This is a genomic window from Azoarcus sp. Soil_N_20 (genome assembly GCF_057656155.1).
The window spans coordinates 1-18,051 of the sequence record NZ_JBDGKX010000012.1 but is presented as its reverse complement, the minus strand read 5'-3'; the positions used below and the strand labels follow the sequence as shown (position 1 = coordinate 18,051).

19 protein-coding genes are annotated in these 18,051 nt (G+C 66.1%); 15 read left to right on the top strand and 4 right to left on the bottom strand.

What is annotated here, in order from left to right:
* The first annotated feature begins 155 nt into the window (after positions 1-155).
* Positions 156-557 carry a TerB family tellurite resistance protein gene (locus AC3A35_RS20575; protein ID WP_487438186.1) on the top strand — a complete coding sequence of 134 codons (402 nt, stop codon included), beginning with the start codon at positions 156-158 and terminating at the stop codon, positions 555-557.
* Between the two features lie 51 nt (positions 558-608).
* Here AC3A35_RS20575 and AC3A35_RS20570 read toward each other — a convergent pair whose 3' ends face one another.
* The 4 genes from AC3A35_RS20570 to paaN all read right to left on the bottom strand — a co-directional run bounded on the left by AC3A35_RS20570 (position 609) and on the right by paaN (position 4,959).
* Positions 609-1,583, bottom strand: a complete 975-nt coding sequence (locus AC3A35_RS20570; RefSeq protein WP_487438185.1) for an MBL fold metallo-hydrolase — start codon at positions 1,581-1,583, stop codon at positions 609-611.
* A 48-nt stretch (positions 1,584-1,631) separates the two neighbouring features.
* A complete protein-coding gene (locus AC3A35_RS20565) occupies positions 1,632-2,012 on the bottom strand; it encodes a cupin domain-containing protein (RefSeq protein ID WP_487438184.1) in 381 nt (126 codons plus the stop codon).
* Between the two features lie 129 nt (positions 2,013-2,141).
* The gene (paaY, locus tag AC3A35_RS20560) at positions 2,142-2,747 is read right to left on the bottom strand and encodes a phenylacetic acid degradation protein PaaY (protein ID WP_487438183.1); all 606 of its coding nucleotides are present in this window, start codon (positions 2,745-2,747) and stop codon (positions 2,142-2,144) included.
* 547 nt (positions 2,748-3,294) lie between these two features.
* Entirely contained in the window at positions 3,295-4,959 is a 1,665-nt protein-coding gene (paaN, locus tag AC3A35_RS20555) for a phenylacetic acid degradation protein PaaN (RefSeq protein WP_487438182.1), read from the bottom strand.
* A gap of 224 nt (positions 4,960-5,183) precedes the next feature.
* Between paaN and paaG the strand changes: the two genes are divergently transcribed.
* From paaG to AC3A35_RS20485, 14 genes are all read left to right on the top strand, one after another.
* Positions 5,184-5,999: a 2-(1,2-epoxy-1,2-dihydrophenyl)acetyl-CoA isomerase PaaG gene (gene paaG, locus AC3A35_RS20550; protein WP_487438181.1), complete on the top strand. Its 816-nt coding sequence runs from the start codon at positions 5,184-5,186 to the stop codon at positions 5,997-5,999.
* 3 nt (positions 6,000-6,002) lie between these two features.
* A complete protein-coding gene (paaH, locus tag AC3A35_RS20545; RefSeq protein WP_487438179.1) occupies positions 6,003-7,529 on the top strand; it encodes a 3-hydroxyacyl-CoA dehydrogenase PaaH in 1,527 nt (508 codons plus the stop codon).
* On the top strand, positions 7,522-7,986 hold the full coding sequence (paaI, locus tag AC3A35_RS20540; RefSeq protein WP_487438178.1) for a hydroxyphenylacetyl-CoA thioesterase PaaI: 465 nt from the start codon (positions 7,522-7,524) through the stop codon (positions 7,984-7,986). The genes paaH and paaI overlap by 8 nt, the downstream gene beginning before the upstream one ends.
* A 45-nt stretch (positions 7,987-8,031) precedes the next feature.
* Positions 8,032-9,354: a phenylacetate--CoA ligase PaaK gene (gene paaK / locus AC3A35_RS20535; RefSeq protein ID WP_487438177.1), complete on the top strand. Its 1,323-nt coding sequence runs from the start codon at positions 8,032-8,034 to the stop codon at positions 9,352-9,354.
* Between the two features lie 62 nt (positions 9,355-9,416).
* Entirely contained in the window at positions 9,417-10,412 is a 996-nt protein-coding gene (gene paaA / locus AC3A35_RS20530; protein WP_487438176.1) for a 1,2-phenylacetyl-CoA epoxidase subunit PaaA, read from the top strand.
* Positions 10,413-10,587: 175 nt separating this feature from the next.
* Entirely contained in the window at positions 10,588-10,875 is a 288-nt protein-coding gene (gene paaB, locus AC3A35_RS20525; protein WP_487438175.1) for a 1,2-phenylacetyl-CoA epoxidase subunit PaaB, read from the top strand.
* Between the two features lie 11 nt (positions 10,876-10,886).
* Positions 10,887-11,657 carry a 1,2-phenylacetyl-CoA epoxidase subunit PaaC gene (paaC, locus tag AC3A35_RS20520; RefSeq protein ID WP_487438174.1) on the top strand — a complete coding sequence of 257 codons (771 nt, stop codon included), beginning with the start codon at positions 10,887-10,889 and terminating at the stop codon, positions 11,655-11,657.
* Positions 11,658-11,664: 7 nt separating this feature from the next.
* Positions 11,665-12,156, top strand: a complete 492-nt coding sequence (gene paaD / locus AC3A35_RS20515) for a 1,2-phenylacetyl-CoA epoxidase subunit PaaD (protein WP_487438172.1) — start codon at positions 11,665-11,667, stop codon at positions 12,154-12,156.
* Between the two features lie 32 nt (positions 12,157-12,188).
* On the top strand, positions 12,189-13,256 hold the full coding sequence (gene paaE / locus AC3A35_RS20510) for a 1,2-phenylacetyl-CoA epoxidase subunit PaaE (RefSeq protein ID WP_487438171.1): 1,068 nt from the start codon (positions 12,189-12,191) through the stop codon (positions 13,254-13,256).
* Positions 13,257-13,318: 62 nt separating this feature from the next.
* Positions 13,319-13,966, top strand: coding sequence for a TetR/AcrR family transcriptional regulator (locus AC3A35_RS20505; protein WP_487438170.1), 648 nt, complete (start codon positions 13,319-13,321; stop codon positions 13,964-13,966).
* A gap of 46 nt (positions 13,967-14,012) precedes the next feature.
* Positions 14,013-15,218 (top strand): 3-oxoadipyl-CoA thiolase, encoded by a 1,206-nt coding sequence (gene pcaF / locus AC3A35_RS20500; protein WP_487438169.1) that lies wholly within the window; start codon positions 14,013-14,015, stop codon positions 15,216-15,218.
* 119 nt (positions 15,219-15,337) lie between these two features.
* Positions 15,338-16,486 carry an ABC transporter substrate-binding protein gene (locus tag AC3A35_RS20495; RefSeq protein WP_487438168.1) on the top strand — a complete coding sequence of 383 codons (1,149 nt, stop codon included), beginning with the start codon at positions 15,338-15,340 and terminating at the stop codon, positions 16,484-16,486.
* A gap of 109 nt (positions 16,487-16,595) precedes the next feature.
* Positions 16,596-17,633, top strand: a complete 1,038-nt coding sequence (locus AC3A35_RS20490; RefSeq protein WP_487438167.1) for a branched-chain amino acid ABC transporter permease — start codon at positions 16,596-16,598, stop codon at positions 17,631-17,633.
* On the top strand, positions 17,630-18,051 hold a 422-nt coding region (locus AC3A35_RS20485), incomplete at its 3' end, for an ABC transporter permease subunit (protein WP_487438166.1). The genes AC3A35_RS20490 and AC3A35_RS20485, both read left to right, overlap by 4 nt.

The following is an 18,051-nucleotide window of genomic DNA, read 5'->3' as shown; positions in this document are numbered from 1 at the left end:
GGCGGAAAATGACATCGGACGTGCTGATGAATCCGGCTGCGGATTATACGGTAGAACCAGCGTTGCGCCGTCAACCCGCAGATTCGTCCGCTAGGGTGCAACCACGAGCACTACATTGCTGTCACAGCTCCACTTTTCAACGGAGTCTGTCATCCATGAGCATTCCCCTGAGCGCACAACGCCAAACCGCTGCAACGCTCGTTGCCCTTATCCTGATCGCCGACGGCGAGCTCGCCAACCGCGAGCTCGCCGCGCTCGACCGGCACAACATTGCCGAATTGATCGGGGTGCCACGGGACGTGCTGATTCAGGCGGTCATCGATCGTTGTCGCGCGCTGCTGATGCGTGGCGCGAGCAGCGAGGCGGTGCGGGTCCTCGATCTCGAACAGGTGGAGCAGATGCTCGACCGGGTGACCGATCCGGCCCTGCAGTCCCTGGTGTGCCGGGCGATGCTGGTGTTGTCGAAGGCGGATGGCCGCATCACGGCGCCCGAGCAAACGCTGCTGCGCCACGCGCTGAGCCGCTGGAACCTGTCTCTGGGCGAGCTGTCGGCCTGATCGGCCGGCCACCGCCCCCGGCGCATCGGGGGCGGGCCGGCAGGGCGGAATTCAGCGGATCGGTCCGTATTCGATCGGAATCCACTCGTAGCTGCGCTTGCCCTCACGCCGGACGTGGCCGATGCCGGGGAAAGGCAGATGCATCCCGGCGACCAGCAGTTTGTCCTTCACTGCGCGGTTGAGTAGCTTCTGGCGGGTGGCGACGGCCAGTTTGCGGTCAATGTCGAACTCGATTGCGACTTCGGGCTTTTCGAACTGGACCGCCGCGTTGTGGATGATGTCGCCCCACACCAGCAACTGCTGGCCGGCGGATTCGATCATGAAGGCGCTGTGCCCGGGCGTGTGGCCCGGTGCAGCGCTTACCCTGAAGCCGGGAATCAGTTCGGCACCGTCGGTGAAGGTGGAAAAGCGGCCGGCGGACTGGTAAGGGGCGAGCGCGGCCTGCGCCATCTGGAAGAAGGGGCGGGAGGCTTCGTCTGCCTGGGCCAGGGCTTCGGCCGGCAGCCAGAAGTCGGCATCGGCTTTGGCTACATGCACGCTGGCATTGGGGAAGGCGGTCTTGCCGTCGGCATTGAGCAGGCCGTTGACGTGATCGCCGTGCAGGTGGGTCAGCAACACCATGTCGACTTTCGCCGGATCATAGCCGGCGGCGCGCAGGTGATCGGGCACGAAGCCGAGCGCAGGGCCGAAGGCCTTGGCCGCGCCGGTGTCGATCAAGACCAGCTTGGAGCCGGTGTTGATCAGGTAGACGTTGACCGCGGTCTGCATCGTCGGCCCGGTGGCGAAGTGTCGCGCCAGCAGACGCTGGATGTCGCGCTGGCTCGCGTTCTTCAGCAGCTTGGGGTCGAGGTCGACGTAGCCGTCGTACAGTGCGGTGACTTCGAACTGACCCACCATCATGCGGTAGAAACCGGGTGCCTGGGTCTTGACCTGGGGCGCTTCGGCATGGGCCGTGGTGGTGGCGAGCAACGGGGCGGTGGCGAGGGCGGCAGCAATCAGCCAGTGACCAAGGGGTGGGACACGCATCAGCAGACTCCGGTGACCAAAAGCCCGGACTCTAATGCAGTTTTCAGCTCATGCGCATGACACGTTGCCGGGCAGGCGACGGATGTGGACGGCAAGCCACACGGTTTCCGGACCGGTCGACTCGACCCGGTGCCGACAGCGGGCCGGAATCGTCACCCAGTCGCCGGGACGCATGATCATCTTCCGACCGTCGTCGAAGGCGAGTTCCGCCGCCCCGCTGACCAGCATCACCCATTCGTCGTCGGGCTGGTCGTACCAGAAGCCGGGCGGGCTGGCGTGGCCGTGCGAGACGATGCGTTCGATGCAGGTGGTGTCCGACTGCAGCAGCGGGAGAAAGCTCTCGGTCGGGCCGCTGCGCGGGCAGTCGGCGAACAGGTTCCCTGTATCCGGCAGATGGCTCGGGTTCGAAACGGTGGAGGCAGTACTCATCGGGATGCTCAATGCAGTGGCGGTGGACGGTGACAGAGTTCAGCCTATCCCTAAGACCGGGCCGCAGCCAGTGCAGATCGCACACTGGCGCAGACCGGCTCTACACCGACATGCGCACCGTGTCTGCGTTCAGCTCGCCTTTTTGGCGTCGACCAGCGGCACCACGCCCGGAAACGCGAAGCGCTGACGTCCGGCCTCCATCTCGGTGAGCGGCGCGCATGGTCTGAGAGTGGCGAGGCTGCGCACGGTGAGGTCCTGATAGCAGCGGGTGCCGTCGATTTTCCAGTTGATTTCCTGCTCGGAGAGATCGCGCACGATCCTGGCGGGCATGCCGGCGACGAGCTTGCGCGGCGGGATCTCCATGCCGGCCTTGATGAAGGCGCAGGCGGCGACGATGGTCGATTCGCCGATGGTGGCGTTGTCCATGATCACGGCGTTCATGCCGATCAGGGCGTTGCGGCCGACGCGGCAGCCGTGCAGCACCGCGCCGTGACCGACGTGGCCATCGACCTCGATCACCGTGTCGGCGCCGGGAAAACCATGCATCACGCAGGTGTCCTGGATGTTGCTGCCTTCCTCGAGCACGATGCGGCCGAAGTCGCCGCGTAGCGAGGCGAGCGGGGCGACATAGCAACGTGCGCCGACGATGACGTCGCCGATCAGCACGGCATCGGGGTGAACGTAGGCGGTGGGGTGGATGACGGGCTTGAGTCCGTCGATTTCGTAACAGGGCATGGGGTGTCTCCTCGTGTGGCTATTGTTGCCGTTTCGACGGCGCCTGGATGTTGCGGGGGCTCAAGGGCGGATCGTAGGGCGGACTTCAGTCGGCCGCCCTTTCTGCGAGTTCCATGATGCTGTGTCTGTTCAGACCGCTGGTTCTCAATGGCCCGTGCCTGCGACGGGTCGGGGGCGGGTTGGCGGCGCCTGCTGTCGTGGCCTTCGGCTGCCCTCGCTGCGGACGTCCGCGGGGGCGGCGATGCAAACTCGGTCGCGATGCTCCCTCAGACATGCATCGCCTTGTTTCCCCCGCGAACGCCCTCCGCTCGGCACGACAGAAGTTGCCGCCACCCCGCCCCCGACCCGTCGCGGTGAAGGTGGCGAGGTGTTTCGGAAACGGGCGGTTGCCATAGGCGCTGCTATCCGGGCCAGGCACCTGTTCCCGGCACAGCCGCCGTAGGGCGGACTTCAGTCCGCCGCAGGAGGTGACGCGGGCACCCGCACCAGGCATTAGCCCTGTAGCCGACTGAGCGGCCCCACGAAAACCCGCGGGCCTCCGACCGCTTTACTCCACGTGATAGCGCCGCTGCACCACGCGGAAGCGGTTGGCGACGAAGGCGCTGTCGGAGTAGCTCGCGTTGGCTGCCGGGTTCATGCCCACGCCGTGGTAGTCGGAGAAGGCCGCCGACTGGTTTACGAACACGCCGCCGGTGAGGTTGATCGACAGCGCCACGCCGGCGCGCAGGGTGGCGTCGGTCATCGCGTCGATGACTTCCGGCTTGCTCGAGTACAGGCCGACGGTCAGCGCGCCATGTTCCTTGACAATGCGCTCGGACAGCGCGACCGCGGCGGCGCCGTCGGCGACCTTGACCACGAAGGCGATCGGACCGAAACGCTCTTCCATATAACTCTTCTCGTCGGCGGCGTCGCAGGTCAGCAGCATCGGGGTACGGACTTCGGCCTGGGGGAAGTCGGCGTGCTCGATCTTCTTCGAGGCGAGCACGACCTTGCCGTATTCACCTGCTTCGGCGATGCGCTGCAGGGTGGCATCGGACTGGATCGCGCCGAGCACCGCGGTGGCCACCGCCGGGTCGGCCAGGAACTTGTCGATCGCGATGCCGAGGTCGGCGGCGACTTCATCGAAGCTCTTGTGGCCCTGGTCGGTATCGATGCCGTCGGCCGGCACCAGGATGGCCTGGGTGGTGGTGCACATCTGGCCCGAGTACAGGCACAGGGTGAAGGCGAGGTTGCGCAGCATCGCCTTGTAGCTGGCGGTGGATTCGATGACGACGTTGTTCACGCCGGCAAGCTCGGCATAGACCTGAGCCTGCTTCGCGTTGTCGATCAGCCACTGGCCGAACACGTTGCTGCCGGTGAAGTCGATCGACTTCACCGCCGGGTGGGTGGCCAGCGCCTGGGTGGCGGCGCGCTTGTCGACCACCGCGAGGCTCACCAGGTTGGGGTCGAGGCCTGCTTCGGCCAGCACTTCGCGCGCGATCTTCACCGTCATCGCGGCGGGCAGGATCGCGTTGCTGTGAGCCTTGACGATCACCGGGTTGCCGGTGGCGAGGGTGGCGAACAGGCCGGGGTAGGTGTTCCAGGTCGGGAAGGTGCCGCAGCCGACCACCAGGCCGACGCCGCGGCCGACGATCTCGTAGTGCTTCTTCATCTTCAGCGGCGGGTTCTTGCCCTGCGGCTTTTCCCAGAGGGTCTCGGCCGGCACCCGGCTCATCTCGTCCCAGGCGTAGGCGACGGCTTCGAGGCCGCGGTCCTGAGCGTGCGGGCCGCCGGCCTGAAAGGCCATCATCCAGCCCTGGCCGGTGGTCATCATCACCGCGTGGGCGATCTCGAAGCTGCGCTTGTTCAGGCGATCGAGGATCTCGAGGCAGACGCCCACGCGGGCTGCCGCGCCAGCCCTGCGCCAGCCGTCCATCGCGGCCTGCGCGCCGGCGACCAGGACCTCGGGATCGCACACCGGGTAGCGCACGTTCAGGTCGATGCCGTAGGGCGAGCGTTCGGTGGCGGCCCAGCCGGTTTGGCCCGGTTGGTCGAGGACGAAGTCCTTGCCGAGGCAGGCTTCGAAGGCGGCCTTTCCGTCGTCGGCGGCGGTTTCGCCGTAAACGCGGGGGCTCGGCATTTCGGCGTAGGGTGTCCAGTAGCCGCGCCCGTGAATGGCGGCAATGGCGGCGTCCAGGGTGGCTTTGTGCTTCTCGAATAGCGGGTGGGTCATGCCTTGTCTCCTGATTGGTCGGGTCTGGCAGGGGTGCCGACCGGTGAATTCTGGTGGTGCCGTGGAGCAGAAAAAGATCAAGTGAAAAATGCTTGTCTTTTGATCTGGATCAAGATTACTATTGATTGACCGGTCGGTCAAACAACGAAGAGCAGCGATCGACCCGGCCCCGAACAAGGATGCAGCGTGCCTCAGCACGGTGCTGAATACAAGGAGGAGACACGATGAGTGCAGCAGCCGGATCCAGCGAAACCATCCGTTTTGAAGTCGATGCGGGCGTCGCCACGCTGACCCTGAACCGCCCCGACCGCCTGAACAGTTTCAATGACCAGATGCACGGCGAAGTGCGTGCCGCGCTGGCGCAGGTCAAGGCCGGTCGCGCCGACGGGTCGGTGCGGGTGCTGGTGATCACCGGTGCCGGGCGTGGCTTCTGTGCCGGGCAGGATCTGTCCGACCGTTCGGTGGCCGCCGGTGGCGAAGCGCCGGACCTGGGCGCTTCGGTGGAGAAGAACTACAAACCGCTGGTCACCACGTTGCGCAATCTCGATCTTCCGGTGATCTGCGCGGTCAATGGCGTGGCTGCCGGCGCCGGGGCCAACCTCGCGCTGGCCTGCGACATGGTGTTCGCGGCACGCTCGGCGAGTTTCATCCAGGCCTTTTGCAAGCTCGGCCTGATCCCCGATACCGGTGGCACCTGGATTCTGCCGCGCCTGCTCGGTCCGGCGCGTGCGATGGGTCTGGCGCTGCTCGGCGACAAGGTGTCGGCGGAGCAGGCCGAAGCCTGGGGGCTGATCTGGAAGTGCGTGGACGACGAGGCCCTGCTGCCCACGGTGCAGGCGCTCGCGGCGCAGATGGCCAAGGGCCCGACCTTCGGCTTTGCCCAGACCAAGAAGGCGATCTGGGCTAGTTCCACCAACGATTTCGATACCCAGCTCGGGCTCGAGCGCGACATGATGCGCGAGTGCGGACGGTCCAACGACTACCGCGAGGGCGTCGCCGCCTTCATGGAAAAGCGCGCGCCGCAGTTCAAGGGGAACTGAGTCGTGGCGCTCGACAAGAAGGTCAGGGTCTTGGTGATCGGTGCCGGCGCAATGGGCGCGGGTATCGCCCACGTTGCGGCGCTGGTGGGCCATCCGGTGTATCTGTATGACACCCAGGCGGAAGCGATCGACCGGGGCCTTGCCGGCATCGCGAAAGACCTCGACTTCCTGGTGTCGAAAGGCAAGCTGAGCGCGGCCGAGCGCGAGGCGACCATGGCGCGCCTGACTGCGATCACCGACCTGACGAACGCTGCCGATGCGGGGCTGGCGATCGAGGCCATCGTCGAGAAGCTCGAAATCAAGCAGCAGCTTTTCCTGCAGCTCGAGCGCCTGCTCGGCGCCGAAGCGATCCTCGCGTCGAACACCTCCTCGCTGTCGATCACCGCGATGGCGGCGCCGCTGGCGCGTCCCGAGCGCCTGGCCGGTCTGCACTTCTTCAATCCCGCGCCGCGGATGAAGCTGGTCGAGATCGTGTCCGGCCTCGCCACCGATCCGGCGATCGCGGCCACGCTGTACGACACTGCCAGAGCTTGGGGCAAGGTCGCGGTGCATGCGAAATCCACCCCCGGCTTCATCGTCAACCGCGTCGCCCGGCCGTTCTACGCCGAAGCCTTGCGGGTGGCGAACGAGCAGGCGGCCGAACCGGCCACCATCGACGCCGCGCTGCGCGAAGCCTGTGGCTTTCCGATGGGGCCGTTCGAACTGATGGACCTGATCGGCCACGACGTGAACGCTGCGGTGACGCGCTCGGTGTTCGACGCCTATTTCGGTGACAAGCGCTTCACCCCCAGCCTGATCCAGCACGACCTGGTGCTGGCCGGGCGGCTCGGGCGCAAGAGCGGTCGCGGTTTTTACGACTATGCCGCCGGGGCGGTCAGGCCCGATGCGCAGACCGAAGCGCCAGCCGCCGCCGAGCGCAGTGTCACCGCGGTGGGCAGTCTCGGTGTGGCCGAGCCTCTCATCGCCCGCCTCGAAGCGGCCGGCGTCGCGGTGAGCCGCAGCGCGGCGCCCGCCGGTGCGGTCGGCTGGCTCGAAATCGGCGGCGCGCGCCTGATGCTGGCCGACGGCCGCACCGCGACCCGGCGTGCGGCCGAGGACGGCATCGCCACCCTGGTGCTGCTCGACCTGTGCCTCGACTACGCGGTCACCCCGCGCCTGGTACTGGCGCGTGCCGACCGCTGCGGCCATGGCGCCTGGAACGCGGTGGTCGGCACGCTACAGCGCACCGGCGTGGCGGTTTCGCGGATCGACGACGTCGCCGGCCTGATCGGGCTGCGCACGGTGGCGATGCTCGCCAACGAAGCGGCCGACGCGGTGCTGCAGGGGATCGGCAGCGCAGCCGACGTCGATCTGGCGATGCGGTTCGGCACCAACTACCCGAAGGGGCCACTGGCCTGGGCCGATCAGATCGGCGTGGGCTTCGTCGCCCGCGTGCTGGCCAATCTGCACGACCACTACGGCGAGGAGCGCTATCGCGTGTCGCCGCTGATCCAGCGCAAGAACTACAACGGAGGCAGTTTCCATGAGTGAAGCCCAGTACCGCGACCTCACCGCCGGCCACGATCCGCAGCTGCTGGCCGAGAAGGTGCGCGACGGCATGTTCGAGCGCGACCAGGCCGCACGCAGCCTTGCCATGGCCTTCGTCGAGGTCGGACCGGGCCGGTCGACGATCACGATGAAGGTGCGTGAGGACATGCTCAACGGCTTTCGCATCTGCCACGGTGGCTTCATCACCACCCTGGCCGACACCGCGTTCGCCTATGCCTGCAACAGCGGCAACGAGCAGACCGTGGCGTCCGGGATCAGCGTGGACTTCATGGCCCCGGGACGCCCGGGTGACATGCTGACCGCCGCGGCACAGGAAGTGTTTGCCGCCGGGCGCACCGGGGTCTATGACATCACCGTGACCAATCAGAACGGCGAGCTGATCGCGGTGATGCGTGGCAAGTCGTACCGGATCAAGGGCCGGCCGGTGATCGAGCTCTGAAGAACAGCAAGACTGAAGCGGATACAGAGGAAAGAGGAGACAGACATGCCGGTGAACACCTATTCGCCCCCCGAGCTCGAGCCGATCGAGAAGGCCAGCATCGACGAGCTGCGTGCGCTGCAGCTCGAGCGGCTGCAGTGGAGCGTGCGCCACGCCTATGAGAACGTGCCGCACTACCGCAACAAGTTCGACGACAAGGGCGTCCATCCCGACGACCTGAAATCCCTCGAGGATCTGGCGAAGTTCCCCTTCACCACCAAGCACGACCTGCGCGACAACTATCCCTTCGGCATGTTCGCGGTGCCGATCGAGAAGGTCGCGCGGGTGCATGCCTCGTCGGGTACCACCGGCAAGCCCACGGTCGTGGGCTACACCCTGAAGGACATCGATACCTGGGCCAACGTGGTGGCGCGCTCGATCCGCGCCTCGGGCGGACGTCCCGGCGACATGGTCCATGTGTCCTACGGCTACGGGCTGTTTACCGGCGGCATGGGCGCGCACTATGGTGCCGAGCGCCTGGGCTGTACGGTGATCCCGATGTCGGGCGGGCAGACCGAGAAGCAGGTCCAGATCATCCAGGACTTCAAGCCCAAGATCATCATGGTGACGCCGTCCTACATGCTGACCATCCTCGACGAGATGGAGGCGCAGGGCATCGATCCGAAGAGCACCTCGCTCGAGATCGGCATCTTCGGCGCCGAACCGTGGACCCCGGCGATGCGGCTGGCGGTCGAGGCCCGCGCCGGCATCGACGCGGTGGACATCTACGGTCTGTCCGAAGTCATGGGCCCCGGCGTGGCCAACGAATGCGTCGAGACCAAGGACGGCCCGACGATCTGGGAAGACCACTTCTACCCCGAGATCATCAACCCGGAAACCGGCGAGGTGGTGGCCGACGGCGAGGAGGGCGAACTGGTGTTCACCTCGCTGTCCAAGGAAGCGATGCCGGTGATCCGCTACCGCACCCGCGACCTCACCCGCCTGTTGCCGCCCACCGCGCGCAGCATGCGGCGGATGGCCAAGATCACCGGCCGTTCCGACGACATGCTGATCATCCGCGGTGTAAACGTGTTCCCGACCCAGATCGAGGAACTGATCTGCAAGATGCCCAAACTGGCGCCGCAGTATCTGCTCGAAGTGGACAAGAACGGCCACATGGACACGCTGACGGTGAAGGTGGAAGTCAACGCCGAAGCCAATGTCGGTCGTCATCCGGAACAGAAGGAGGCGTTGGCGAAGGAGCTCACGCACTCGATCAAGAGCCTGATCGGCGTGTCCTGCAAGGTGATGGTCGGCGAGCCGTTCTCGATCGAGCGCGTCACCGTCGGCAAGGCCAAGCGCGTCATCGACCGTCGCCCCAAAGAATAACGAACCTCCCGCGGCGGGCGATCCCGCGTCGCCGCGAGTGTATCCCCCACGAGGAGTCCACCATGTACACACAGTCACTCAGCGTTCCGGACGGCGAGGCCAAGGGCCCGCGCAAGGTCGAGAACCCCGAATACCTGGCCGAGTTCAACGCCAGGATCGACGGCGGCGGCTTCATCGAGGCCAAGGACTGGATGCCCGAGGCCTACCGCAAGACCCTGGTCCGCCAGATCAGCCAGCACGCCCACTCCGAGATCGTCGGCATGCTGCCCGAAGGCAACTGGATCACCCGCGCGCCCAGCCTCAAGCGCAAGGCCATCCTGCTGGCCAAGGTGCAGGACGAGGGCGGTCACGGTCTCTACCTGTATGCCGCGGCCGAAACGCTCGGCGTGTCGCGCGACGAACTGACCGAAGCGCTGCTGTCGGGCAAGGCCAAGTACAGCTCGATCTTCAATTACCCGACCCTGACCTGGGCCGACATCGGCGTGATCGGCTGGCTGGTCGACGGCGCCGCGATCATGAACCAGATTCCGCTGTGCAAGTGCAGCTACGGCCCCTATGCGCGTGCCATGGTCCGGGTGTGCAAGGAGGAGTCCTTCCACCAGCGCCAGGGCTACGACCTGCTGCTGCAGATGATGAAGGGCACGGAAGAGCAGCGCGCGATGGTGCAGGACGCGGTCGATCGCTGGTGGCTGCCGTCGATCATGATGTTCGGCCCGCACGACCGTGACAGCATCCACACCGAGACCGCGCGCTGGGGCATCAAGCGCATCTCCAACGACGACCTGCGGCAGAAGTTCGTCGACGCCACGGTGAAGCAGGCCGAGGTGCTCGGCATCTCGCTGCCCGACCCCGAGCTGAAGTGGAACGCCGAACGCGGCCACTACGACTTTTCCGCGATCGACTGGGACGAGTTCTGGAGCGTGGTCGGCGGCCACGGTCAGTGCAATGTCGATCGTCTGGCCGCGCGCAACAAGGCTTGGAACGACGGGGCCTGGGTCCGCGAAGCGGCGCTGGAACATGCGAGGAAGCGGGCGGCAAGGGAAAAGCAGGCCGCGTGAGAGCGTTTTCTCCCTCCCCTTCAAGGGGAGGGTTGGGGTGGGGATGGGGTTTGCGGGCGCTGAATAAGAACCCATCCCCATCCTGTCCTTCCCCTTGAAGGGGAAGGGACCTGCTAGCAACGGTGCCTGCCATCGTGAAATCAGCGCCGCCATCGGCGGCAAGGAGACAAGGAACATGGAACGTAAAGAATGGCCGCTGTGGGAAGTCTTCATCCGCAGCCGTAACGGCCTCGACCACAAGCACTGCGGCAGCGTGCACGCCCCCGACGCGACGATGGCGCTGCAGATGGCGCGCGACGTCTATACCCGCCGCCTCGAAGGCGTGTCGATCTGGGTGGTGAAGGCCGCCGACATCGTGGCGTCCGACCCCGACGCCAAGCCCGAACTGTTCGATCCGGCCGAAGACAAGATCTACCGCCACCCGACCTTCTATCAGCTGCCCGAAGAAGTTAACCACATGTGATGGGGGCCGACATGAGCCAACAGAACACCGCCACGGCGGAACATATCGAATACGTGATGCGCCTCGGCGACAACGCCCTGATCCTCGGTCAGCGCCTGTCCGAGTGGTGTGGTCACGCCCCGGTGCTCGAGGAAGATCTCGCACTCGCCAACATCGCGCTCGACCTCGTCGGCCAGGCCCGTTTGCTGCTGACCCACGCCGGCAGGCTCGAAGGGTGCGGCCGCGACGAAGACCAGATCGCCTTCCTGCGCGTCGAACGCGACTACCGCAACATCACCATGATGGAAGTGCCGAACGAGGACTTCGGTCGCAGCACGGTGCGCAACTTCCTGTTCAGCGCCTTCCAGGTGCTGCTGTGGGAGAAGCTGGTGCAGTCGTCCGACCGCGAACTCGCGGCGATCGCCGCCAAGAGCCTGAAGGAGGCGCGCTACCACCTGAATCACTCGGCCGAGTGGGTGATCCGGCTCGGCGACGGCACTGCGGTGTCGCACGACAAGACCCAGGCGGCGCTCGACTACCTGTGGCCCTACACCGCCGAACTGTTCGCCGCCAACCCGACCGACGAGGCGGTGTCCGCCGCCGCCATCGGCCCGGCCTGGGGTGAACTGGAAGCGGCGTGGGAAGCGATGGTGCTGCCGGTGCTGGCCGAGGCCACGCTGGTGGTGCCGTCACGTACGCCGTTCAGGAGCTATGGCAAGTTCGGCCGCCACTCCGAGCACATGGGCCATTTGCTGGCGACCATGCAGTACATGCAGCGTACCTACCCGGGTGCGCAGTGGTAAGCGTGCCATGCTGACCGAAGCCCAGGCCTGGACCCTGCTCGACACCGTGCCCGACCCCGAAGTGCCGGCGGTGTCGGTGGTCGAGCTCGGCATCATCCGCGAGCTGCGCTGCCGCGAGGACGGGATCACCGTGGTGGTGACCCCGACCTACTCCGGCTGCCCCGCCACCGAGGTCATCGGGCTCGCGATCCGCGACACGCTGGAGGCCGCGGGCGCCGGCCGGGTCGACCTCGAAACCCGGCTGGATCCGGCGTGGACCAGCGACTGGATCGGCGAGGCGGCGCGCGAGAAGCTGCGTGCCTACGGCATCGTGCCTCCCACCGGGAAGGCGGCCGTCGGCGGTCCCCAGCCGATCCGCTTCGTGAAGAGAACGCTGACCTGTCCGCGCTGTGGCTCCAACGATACCGAGCGCCTGTCCGAATTCGGTTCGACCGCATGCAAGGCCACCTGGCGCTGCAAGAGCTGCCTCGAACCCTTTGAGTATTTCAAACCGATCTGATCCGCCCCAATAACGGACACCGGAGACACCGAATGACGCCGAGATTCCACCCCCTGAAGGTCGCCGAAGTGCGGAACGAAACCGCCGATGCGGTCAGCCTGCGCTTCGAGGTGCCGGCCGAGCTGGCCGAGGACTACCGCTTCGTCCAGGGTCAGCACCTGACCCTCAAGTGCGCAGTGAACGGCGAGGAGTTGCGCCGTTCGTACTCGATCTGTGCCGGCGTCGATGATGGCGAGCTGCGGGTCGCGATCAAGAAGATCGGCGGCGGCCGCTTCTCGACCTGGGCCAACGACGCGATCAAGGCCGGCGACGTGCTCGAGGTCATGACCCCCGAGGGTCTGTTCCATACCGGGCTCGATCCGGCCAACGCGAAGCATTACGTCGCCTTCGCCGCCGGCAGCGGGATCACCCCGATCCTGTCGCTGATCAAGACCACGCTCAAGGCCGAGCCGCACAGCCGGTTCACGCTGATCTACGGCAATCGCCGCCAGAGCAGCGTGATCTTCGCCGAGGCCCTGGAGGACCTGAAGGACCGTTACATGACGCGGTTCACGCTGTACCACGTGTTCTCGCGCGAGGAGCAGGACGTGGCGCTGTTCAACGGTCGCCTCGACCGCGCCCGCGTCGCCAGCTTCCTCGACACCCTGATTCCGGCCGACACCATCGATGCCGCCTTCATCTGCGGTCCCGGGGCGATGATCGACGAGGCCGAGGCTGGCCTGCTCGCCGCCGGGGTGGCTCCGGAACGCATTCATCTCGAACGCTTCGGCGTGCCCGACAGCGCGCCGGTGCACCATGTCGAAGCCGGCGACGCGCCGCAGGCCCGGATCACCATCATCGCCGACGGGCTCAAGCGCGAGATGGACTTCCGTGCCGAAGACCCGTCCATCCTCGACGTGGGCTTGCGCGCCGGCTTGGACCTGCCGTACTCGTGCAAGGGTGGGGTATGCTGCACCTGCCGCGCAAAGGTCCTCGAAGGCAAGGTCCGCATGGACAAGAACTACACCCTCGAGCAACCCGATATTGACGCAGGCTTCGTGCTCACCTGCCAGGCCCATCCGCTGACCGAGCGGGTGGTCATCAGCTTCGACGATCGTTAACGGACGATTTCCCGATTCAGTGCGGGTGAGCGGACTCATACGCACGAAAACGGAACCGGATCATGGCCAGGGGCAAGTCACCCACCTTCGAGCTGCAGCGCGGCGCCATCCTTCAGGAGGCGGCGCGGCTGTTTGCCGACAAGGGCTTCCATAACGCATCCATGGCCGAGCTGGCCAAGGCGTGCAAGGTGTCGAAGCCGCTGCTGTACCACTATTACCGCGACAAGGAGCACATCCTGTTCGATATCGCCGACAGCTACATGGACCAGCTGCTCGCGATCGTCGCCGGGGTGGAAGCACAGGACCTGGAGCCCGAACCGCAGCTGGCCGCACTGGTGATGCGCTTCATGGAGGAGTACCAGCATTCGCAGAGCCAGCACGTGGTGCTGGTGCAGGACGTGAAGTTCCTGCAGGCGGCGCAGGAAGAGTACGTGGTGGGCAAGCAGCGCAAGGTGGTGGCAGCCTTCGCCGCAGCGATCGAGCGCGTCGAACCGGGCCTGAAGGCGCGCAATCTCGACAAGCCGGTGGCGATGATCCTGTTCGGCATGATCAACTGGACCTTCACCTGGCTGCGGGCCGACGGCCACTTCACCTACGCCGACATGGCGCCGGTGGTGACCGCGATCCTGCTCAACGGGGTGAAAGGGCTGCTCACGGGCGGCGCCAATCTGGCCGCGGCGGCTCCGGAACAAGTGACGATGTCCCGCTGAGGGGCAAGACGAAAACGACAGAGAACCGAGAACAGGAGAACAGAAAGTGACCGAAGCCTATATCTGCGATGGCATCCGTACCCCGATCGGCCGTTACGCCGGCGCCTTGTCCGGCGTGCGTACCGACGACCTCGCCGCGCTGCCGATCAAGGCCCTGATCGCGCGCAATCCCGCGCTGGATTGGGCGGCGATCGAGGACATCTACTATGGCTGTGCCAACCAGGCCGGCGAGGACAACCGCGACGTCGCCCGCATGGCCGGCCTGCTTGCCGGTTTGCCGATAGCCGTGCCCGGCTCCACCATCAACCGGCTGTGCGGATCCGGCATGGATGCGGTGGGCACCGCGGCGCGCGCGATCAAGGCCGGCGAGGCCGCGCTGATGATCGCGGGCGGGGTCGAGAGCATGAGTCGCGCGCCCTTCGTCATCGGCAAGGCCGAGTCCGCGTTTTCGCGCTCGGCGAAGATCGAGGACACCACCATCGGCTGGCGCTTCGTCAATCCGCTGATGAAGGCCAAGTACGGTATCGATTCGATGCCCGAAACCGCGGAGAACGTCGCCACCGATTTCAACGTGAGCCGTGCCGACCAGGATGCCTTCGCGCTGCGAAGTCAGCAGCGCTACGCGGCCGCGGCCGCGCGCGGCTTCTTCGACGGTGAGCTGTGCCCGGTCGAGATCCCGCGCAAGAAGGGCGAACCGCTGATCGTCGCCGCCGACGAACACCCACGTCCCGACACCTCCCTCGAGGCCCTCGCCCGCCTGAAGGGCGTGGTGCGGCCCGATGGCTCGGTCACCGCGGGCAATGCCTCCGGCACCAACGACGGCTCGGTGGCACTGTTGATCGCCTCGGCCGAGGCTGCCGCGAAGCACGGCCTGAAGCCGCGGGCGCGCATCGTTGCCATGGCCACCGCCGGGGTCGAGCCGCGCATCATGGGCATCGGCCCGGCGCCGGCCTCGCGCAAGGTGGTGGCGCAGGCCGGTCTCGAACTCGCGCAGATGGACGTGATCGAGCTCAACGAAGCCTTCGCCGCGCAGGGGCTCGCGGTCACCCGCCAACTCGGCCTCGCCGACGACGATCCGCGCGTGAACCCCAATGGTGGCGCTATTGCGCTCGGGCATCCGCTGGGGGCATCCGGCGCGCGTCTGGTGCTTACCGCGCTGCGCCAGCTGGAGGCGAGCGGCGGGCGCTACGGGCTGTGCACCATGTGCATCGGCGTGGGGCAGGGCATTGCGATGATCATAGAAAGGGTTTGACCGTGTTGTGCGTCACAATTCGTCATGTTCAAACGCGTTAGTAATGTGATAATTTTCGGCGCACGGTAACCGGGTACCTCAAGCCCGGTTACTCATATAAACGAAGAGGAGGAGACACCATGAAAATGAACAACACTCTGCTGGCCGCCATCGGCCTCGCATTCGCCGCCACCGCCGCCCAGGCCGACATCAACGTTGGCGTGATCGTGTCGGCGACCGGCCCCGCCGCGTCGCTCGGCATTCCGGAAAAGAACACCTTCGCGCTGATGCCGACCACCATCGGCGGCGAGAAGGTGAACTACATCGTGCTCGACGACGCGTCGGACACCACCACCGCGGTCAAGAACATCCGCAAGCTCATTACCGAAGACAAGGTCGACGTGATCATCGGCTCGACCATCACCCCGAACTCGCTGGCGATGATCGACGTCGCCGCCGAAGCGAAAACGCCGATGATCTCGATGGCCGCCTCGGCCCGCATCGTCGAGCCGGTCGACGACAAGAAGCGCTGGGTGTTCAAGACGCCGCAGAACGATGCCCAGATGTCGACCGCGATCATCGAACACATGACCAACAGCGGGATCAAGACCGTCGGCTTCATCGGCTTCGCCGATGCTTACGGGGAAGGCTGGTACGAGCAGTTCAAGTCGGTGGCCGAGGCGCGCAAGCTGCAGATCGTCGCCAACGAGCGCTTCAACCGCAACGACACCTCGGTGACTGGCCAGGTTCTGAAGGTCATGGCTGCACGTCCGGATGCGGTGCTGGTCGCCGGTTCGGGCACCCCGGCCGCGCTGCCGCAGAAGACGCTCAAGGAGCGTGGCTACGCCGGCAAGCTGTACCAGACCCACGGTGTGGCCAACAACGATTTCCTGCGCGTGTGCGGCAAGGACTGTGAAGGCACCTTCCTGCCCGCCGGACCGGTGCTGGTTGCGGCGCAACTGCCCGACAGCAACCCGGTCAAGAAGCCGGCGCTGGAGTACATCGCCAAGTATGAGGCCACTCATGGCAAGGGCTCGGTGTCCACCTTCGGCGCCCATGCGTGGGATGCCGGCCTGTTGATGGCTGCTGCCGCACCGGAAGCGCTGAAGAAGGCCAAGCCGGGCAGCGCCGAGTTTCGCGCGGCGATGCGGGACGCGCTCGAGGGCATCAAGGAACTGCCCGCTGCACATGGCATCTTCAGCATGAGCCCGACCGACCACCTCGGGTTCGACCAGCGTGCGCGGGTCATGGTGCAGATCCAGGGCGGTGCCTGGAAACTCGTGAAGTAATGCGCTGAACCGACACGGGGGCGTTCTGCCCCCGTGCTTCAGATCAACAGAGAATCGAGTCAGGAAAGCACACCGGCCGTGCAGGTGCGACGGTGGGGCGGGGGTCGTCATGGATTTTCAGATAGCGCTGTTGCTGGGACAGGACGGCATCACCAACGGGGCGATCTATGCCCTGCTGGCGCTGGCCCTGGTGCTGGTGTTCGCGGTCACGCGGGTGATCTTCATTCCGCAGGGCGAGTTCGTCGCCTTCGGTGCGTTGACGCTGGCGATGATGCAGTCGGGCGTGCTGCCGGCCACGGTGTGGCTGCTGGTGGGCATGGGCGTGGTTGTCGCGCTGCTCGACGGCGGTGCGGCACTGAAGGCGGGGCAGACGAGGAAGCTCGTCGGCGTGGCCGGATGGAATCTCGCCTATCCGCTCGGGCTGGCGGCACTGCTCGCCGCGCTGCCGCTGACCGAGCTCCCGATGCTCGCGCAGGTGCTGCTGGCGCTGGCGATCGTGGTGCCGATGGGGCCGCTGATGTACCGCCTGGTGTACCAGCCGATCGCCGCCGCGCCGGTGCTGATCCTGCTGATCGTGTCGGTCGCGGTGCACGTGGGCATGGTCGGCCTGGGCCTGCTGTTCTTCGGTGCCGAGGGCCAGCGCACGCCGCCATTTTCCGATGCGCGCTTCGAAGTCGGCCCGCTGCTGGTGTCGGGGCAGACGCTGTGGGTGATCTTCGCCTCGCTCGCGCTGATCGTGGCGCTGTATATGTTCTTCGAGCGCACGATCTACGGCAAGGCGCTGCGCGCCACCGCGATCAACCGCGCCGGTGCGCGTCTGATGGGGATCTCGCCCGCGCTCGCCGGCAAGCTCACCTTCCTGCTCGCCGCCTTCATCGGTGCGCTGTCGGGGGTGCTGATCGCGCCGATCACCACCATCTATTACGACACCGGCTTCCTGATCGGACTGAAGGGCTTCGTGGCCGCCATCATCGGCGGGCTCGCGAGCTACCCGATCGCCGCGGTCGGCGCGGTCATGGTCGGGCTGCTCGAAGCCTTCTCCTCGTTCTGGGCCAGTGCCTACAAGGAAGTGATCGTATTCACGCTGATCATCCCCGTGCTGCTGTGGCGTTCGCTGACCAGCCGCCATGTGGAGGAGGAAGAATGAACGCCAACACCTTCCTGTCACCACGAGCCCTCCTCGCCGCCTTCCTCGGCCTGTTGCTGATCGCCCCGCTGGTGATGCCGCCGTTCTACGTGACGCTGCTCAACTACATCGGTCTTTACGCCATGGTCGCGCTCGGCCTGGTGCTGCTGACCGGGGTGGGCGGGCTGACCAGCTTCGGCCAGGCCGCCTTCGTCGGGCTCGGGGCCTACACCACCGGCGTGCTCACCACCGCCACCGAGCTGCCCGGCTATCTGGCCTGGCTCGGCGGTTCGCCCTGGCTCGCGCTGGTGGTCGGGCTCGTCTTTACCGCCACGGTGGCGATCGTGCTCGGCTCGCTCACCCTGAAGCTCTCCGGCCACTTCCTGCCGCTGGGCACGATCGCGTGGGGGATCTCGCTCTACTTCCTGTTCGGCACCAT

What these genes read in the sequence shown, in the direction of transcription:
- paaI (WP_487438178.1), top strand. Translation starts at nt 7,522, where the DNA reads ATGAGTGAAGCCCAGTACCGCGACCTCACCGCCGGCCACGATCCGCAG.
- paaB (WP_487438175.1), top strand. Translation starts at nt 10,588, where the DNA reads ATGGAACGTAAAGAATGGCCGCTGTGGGAAGTCTTCATCCGCAGCCGT.
- paaD (WP_487438172.1), top strand. Translation starts at nt 11,665, where the DNA reads ATGCTGACCGAAGCCCAGGCCTGGACCCTGCTCGACACCGTGCCCGAC.
- paaE (WP_487438171.1), top strand. Translation starts at nt 12,189, where the DNA reads ATGACGCCGAGATTCCACCCCCTGAAGGTCGCCGAAGTGCGGAACGAA.
- paaK (WP_487438177.1), top strand. Translation starts at nt 8,032, where the DNA reads ATGCCGGTGAACACCTATTCGCCCCCCGAGCTCGAGCCGATCGAGAAG.
- AC3A35_RS20565 (WP_487438184.1), bottom strand. Translation starts at nt 2,012, where the DNA reads ATGAGTACTGCCTCCACCGTTTCGAACCCGAGCCATCTGCCGGATACA.
- AC3A35_RS20490 (WP_487438167.1), top strand. Translation starts at nt 16,596, where the DNA reads ATGGATTTTCAGATAGCGCTGTTGCTGGGACAGGACGGCATCACCAAC.
- AC3A35_RS20570 (WP_487438185.1), bottom strand. Translation starts at nt 1,583, where the DNA reads ATGCGTGTCCCACCCCTTGGTCACTGGCTGATTGCTGCCGCCCTCGCC.
- paaY (WP_487438183.1), bottom strand. Translation starts at nt 2,747, where the DNA reads ATGCCCTGTTACGAAATCGACGGACTCAAGCCCGTCATCCACCCCACC.
- paaC (WP_487438174.1), top strand. Translation starts at nt 10,887, where the DNA reads ATGAGCCAACAGAACACCGCCACGGCGGAACATATCGAATACGTGATG.
- paaN (WP_487438182.1), bottom strand. Translation starts at nt 4,959, where the DNA reads ATGACCCACCCGCTATTCGAGAAGCACAAAGCCACCCTGGACGCCGCC.
- paaG (WP_487438181.1), top strand. Translation starts at nt 5,184, where the DNA reads ATGAGTGCAGCAGCCGGATCCAGCGAAACCATCCGTTTTGAAGTCGAT.
- AC3A35_RS20575 (WP_487438186.1), top strand. Translation starts at nt 156, where the DNA reads ATGAGCATTCCCCTGAGCGCACAACGCCAAACCGCTGCAACGCTCGTT.
- paaA (WP_487438176.1), top strand. Translation starts at nt 9,417, where the DNA reads ATGTACACACAGTCACTCAGCGTTCCGGACGGCGAGGCCAAGGGCCCG.
- AC3A35_RS20505 (WP_487438170.1), top strand. Translation starts at nt 13,319, where the DNA reads ATGGCCAGGGGCAAGTCACCCACCTTCGAGCTGCAGCGCGGCGCCATC.
- AC3A35_RS20495 (WP_487438168.1), top strand. Translation starts at nt 15,338, where the DNA reads ATGAAAATGAACAACACTCTGCTGGCCGCCATCGGCCTCGCATTCGCC.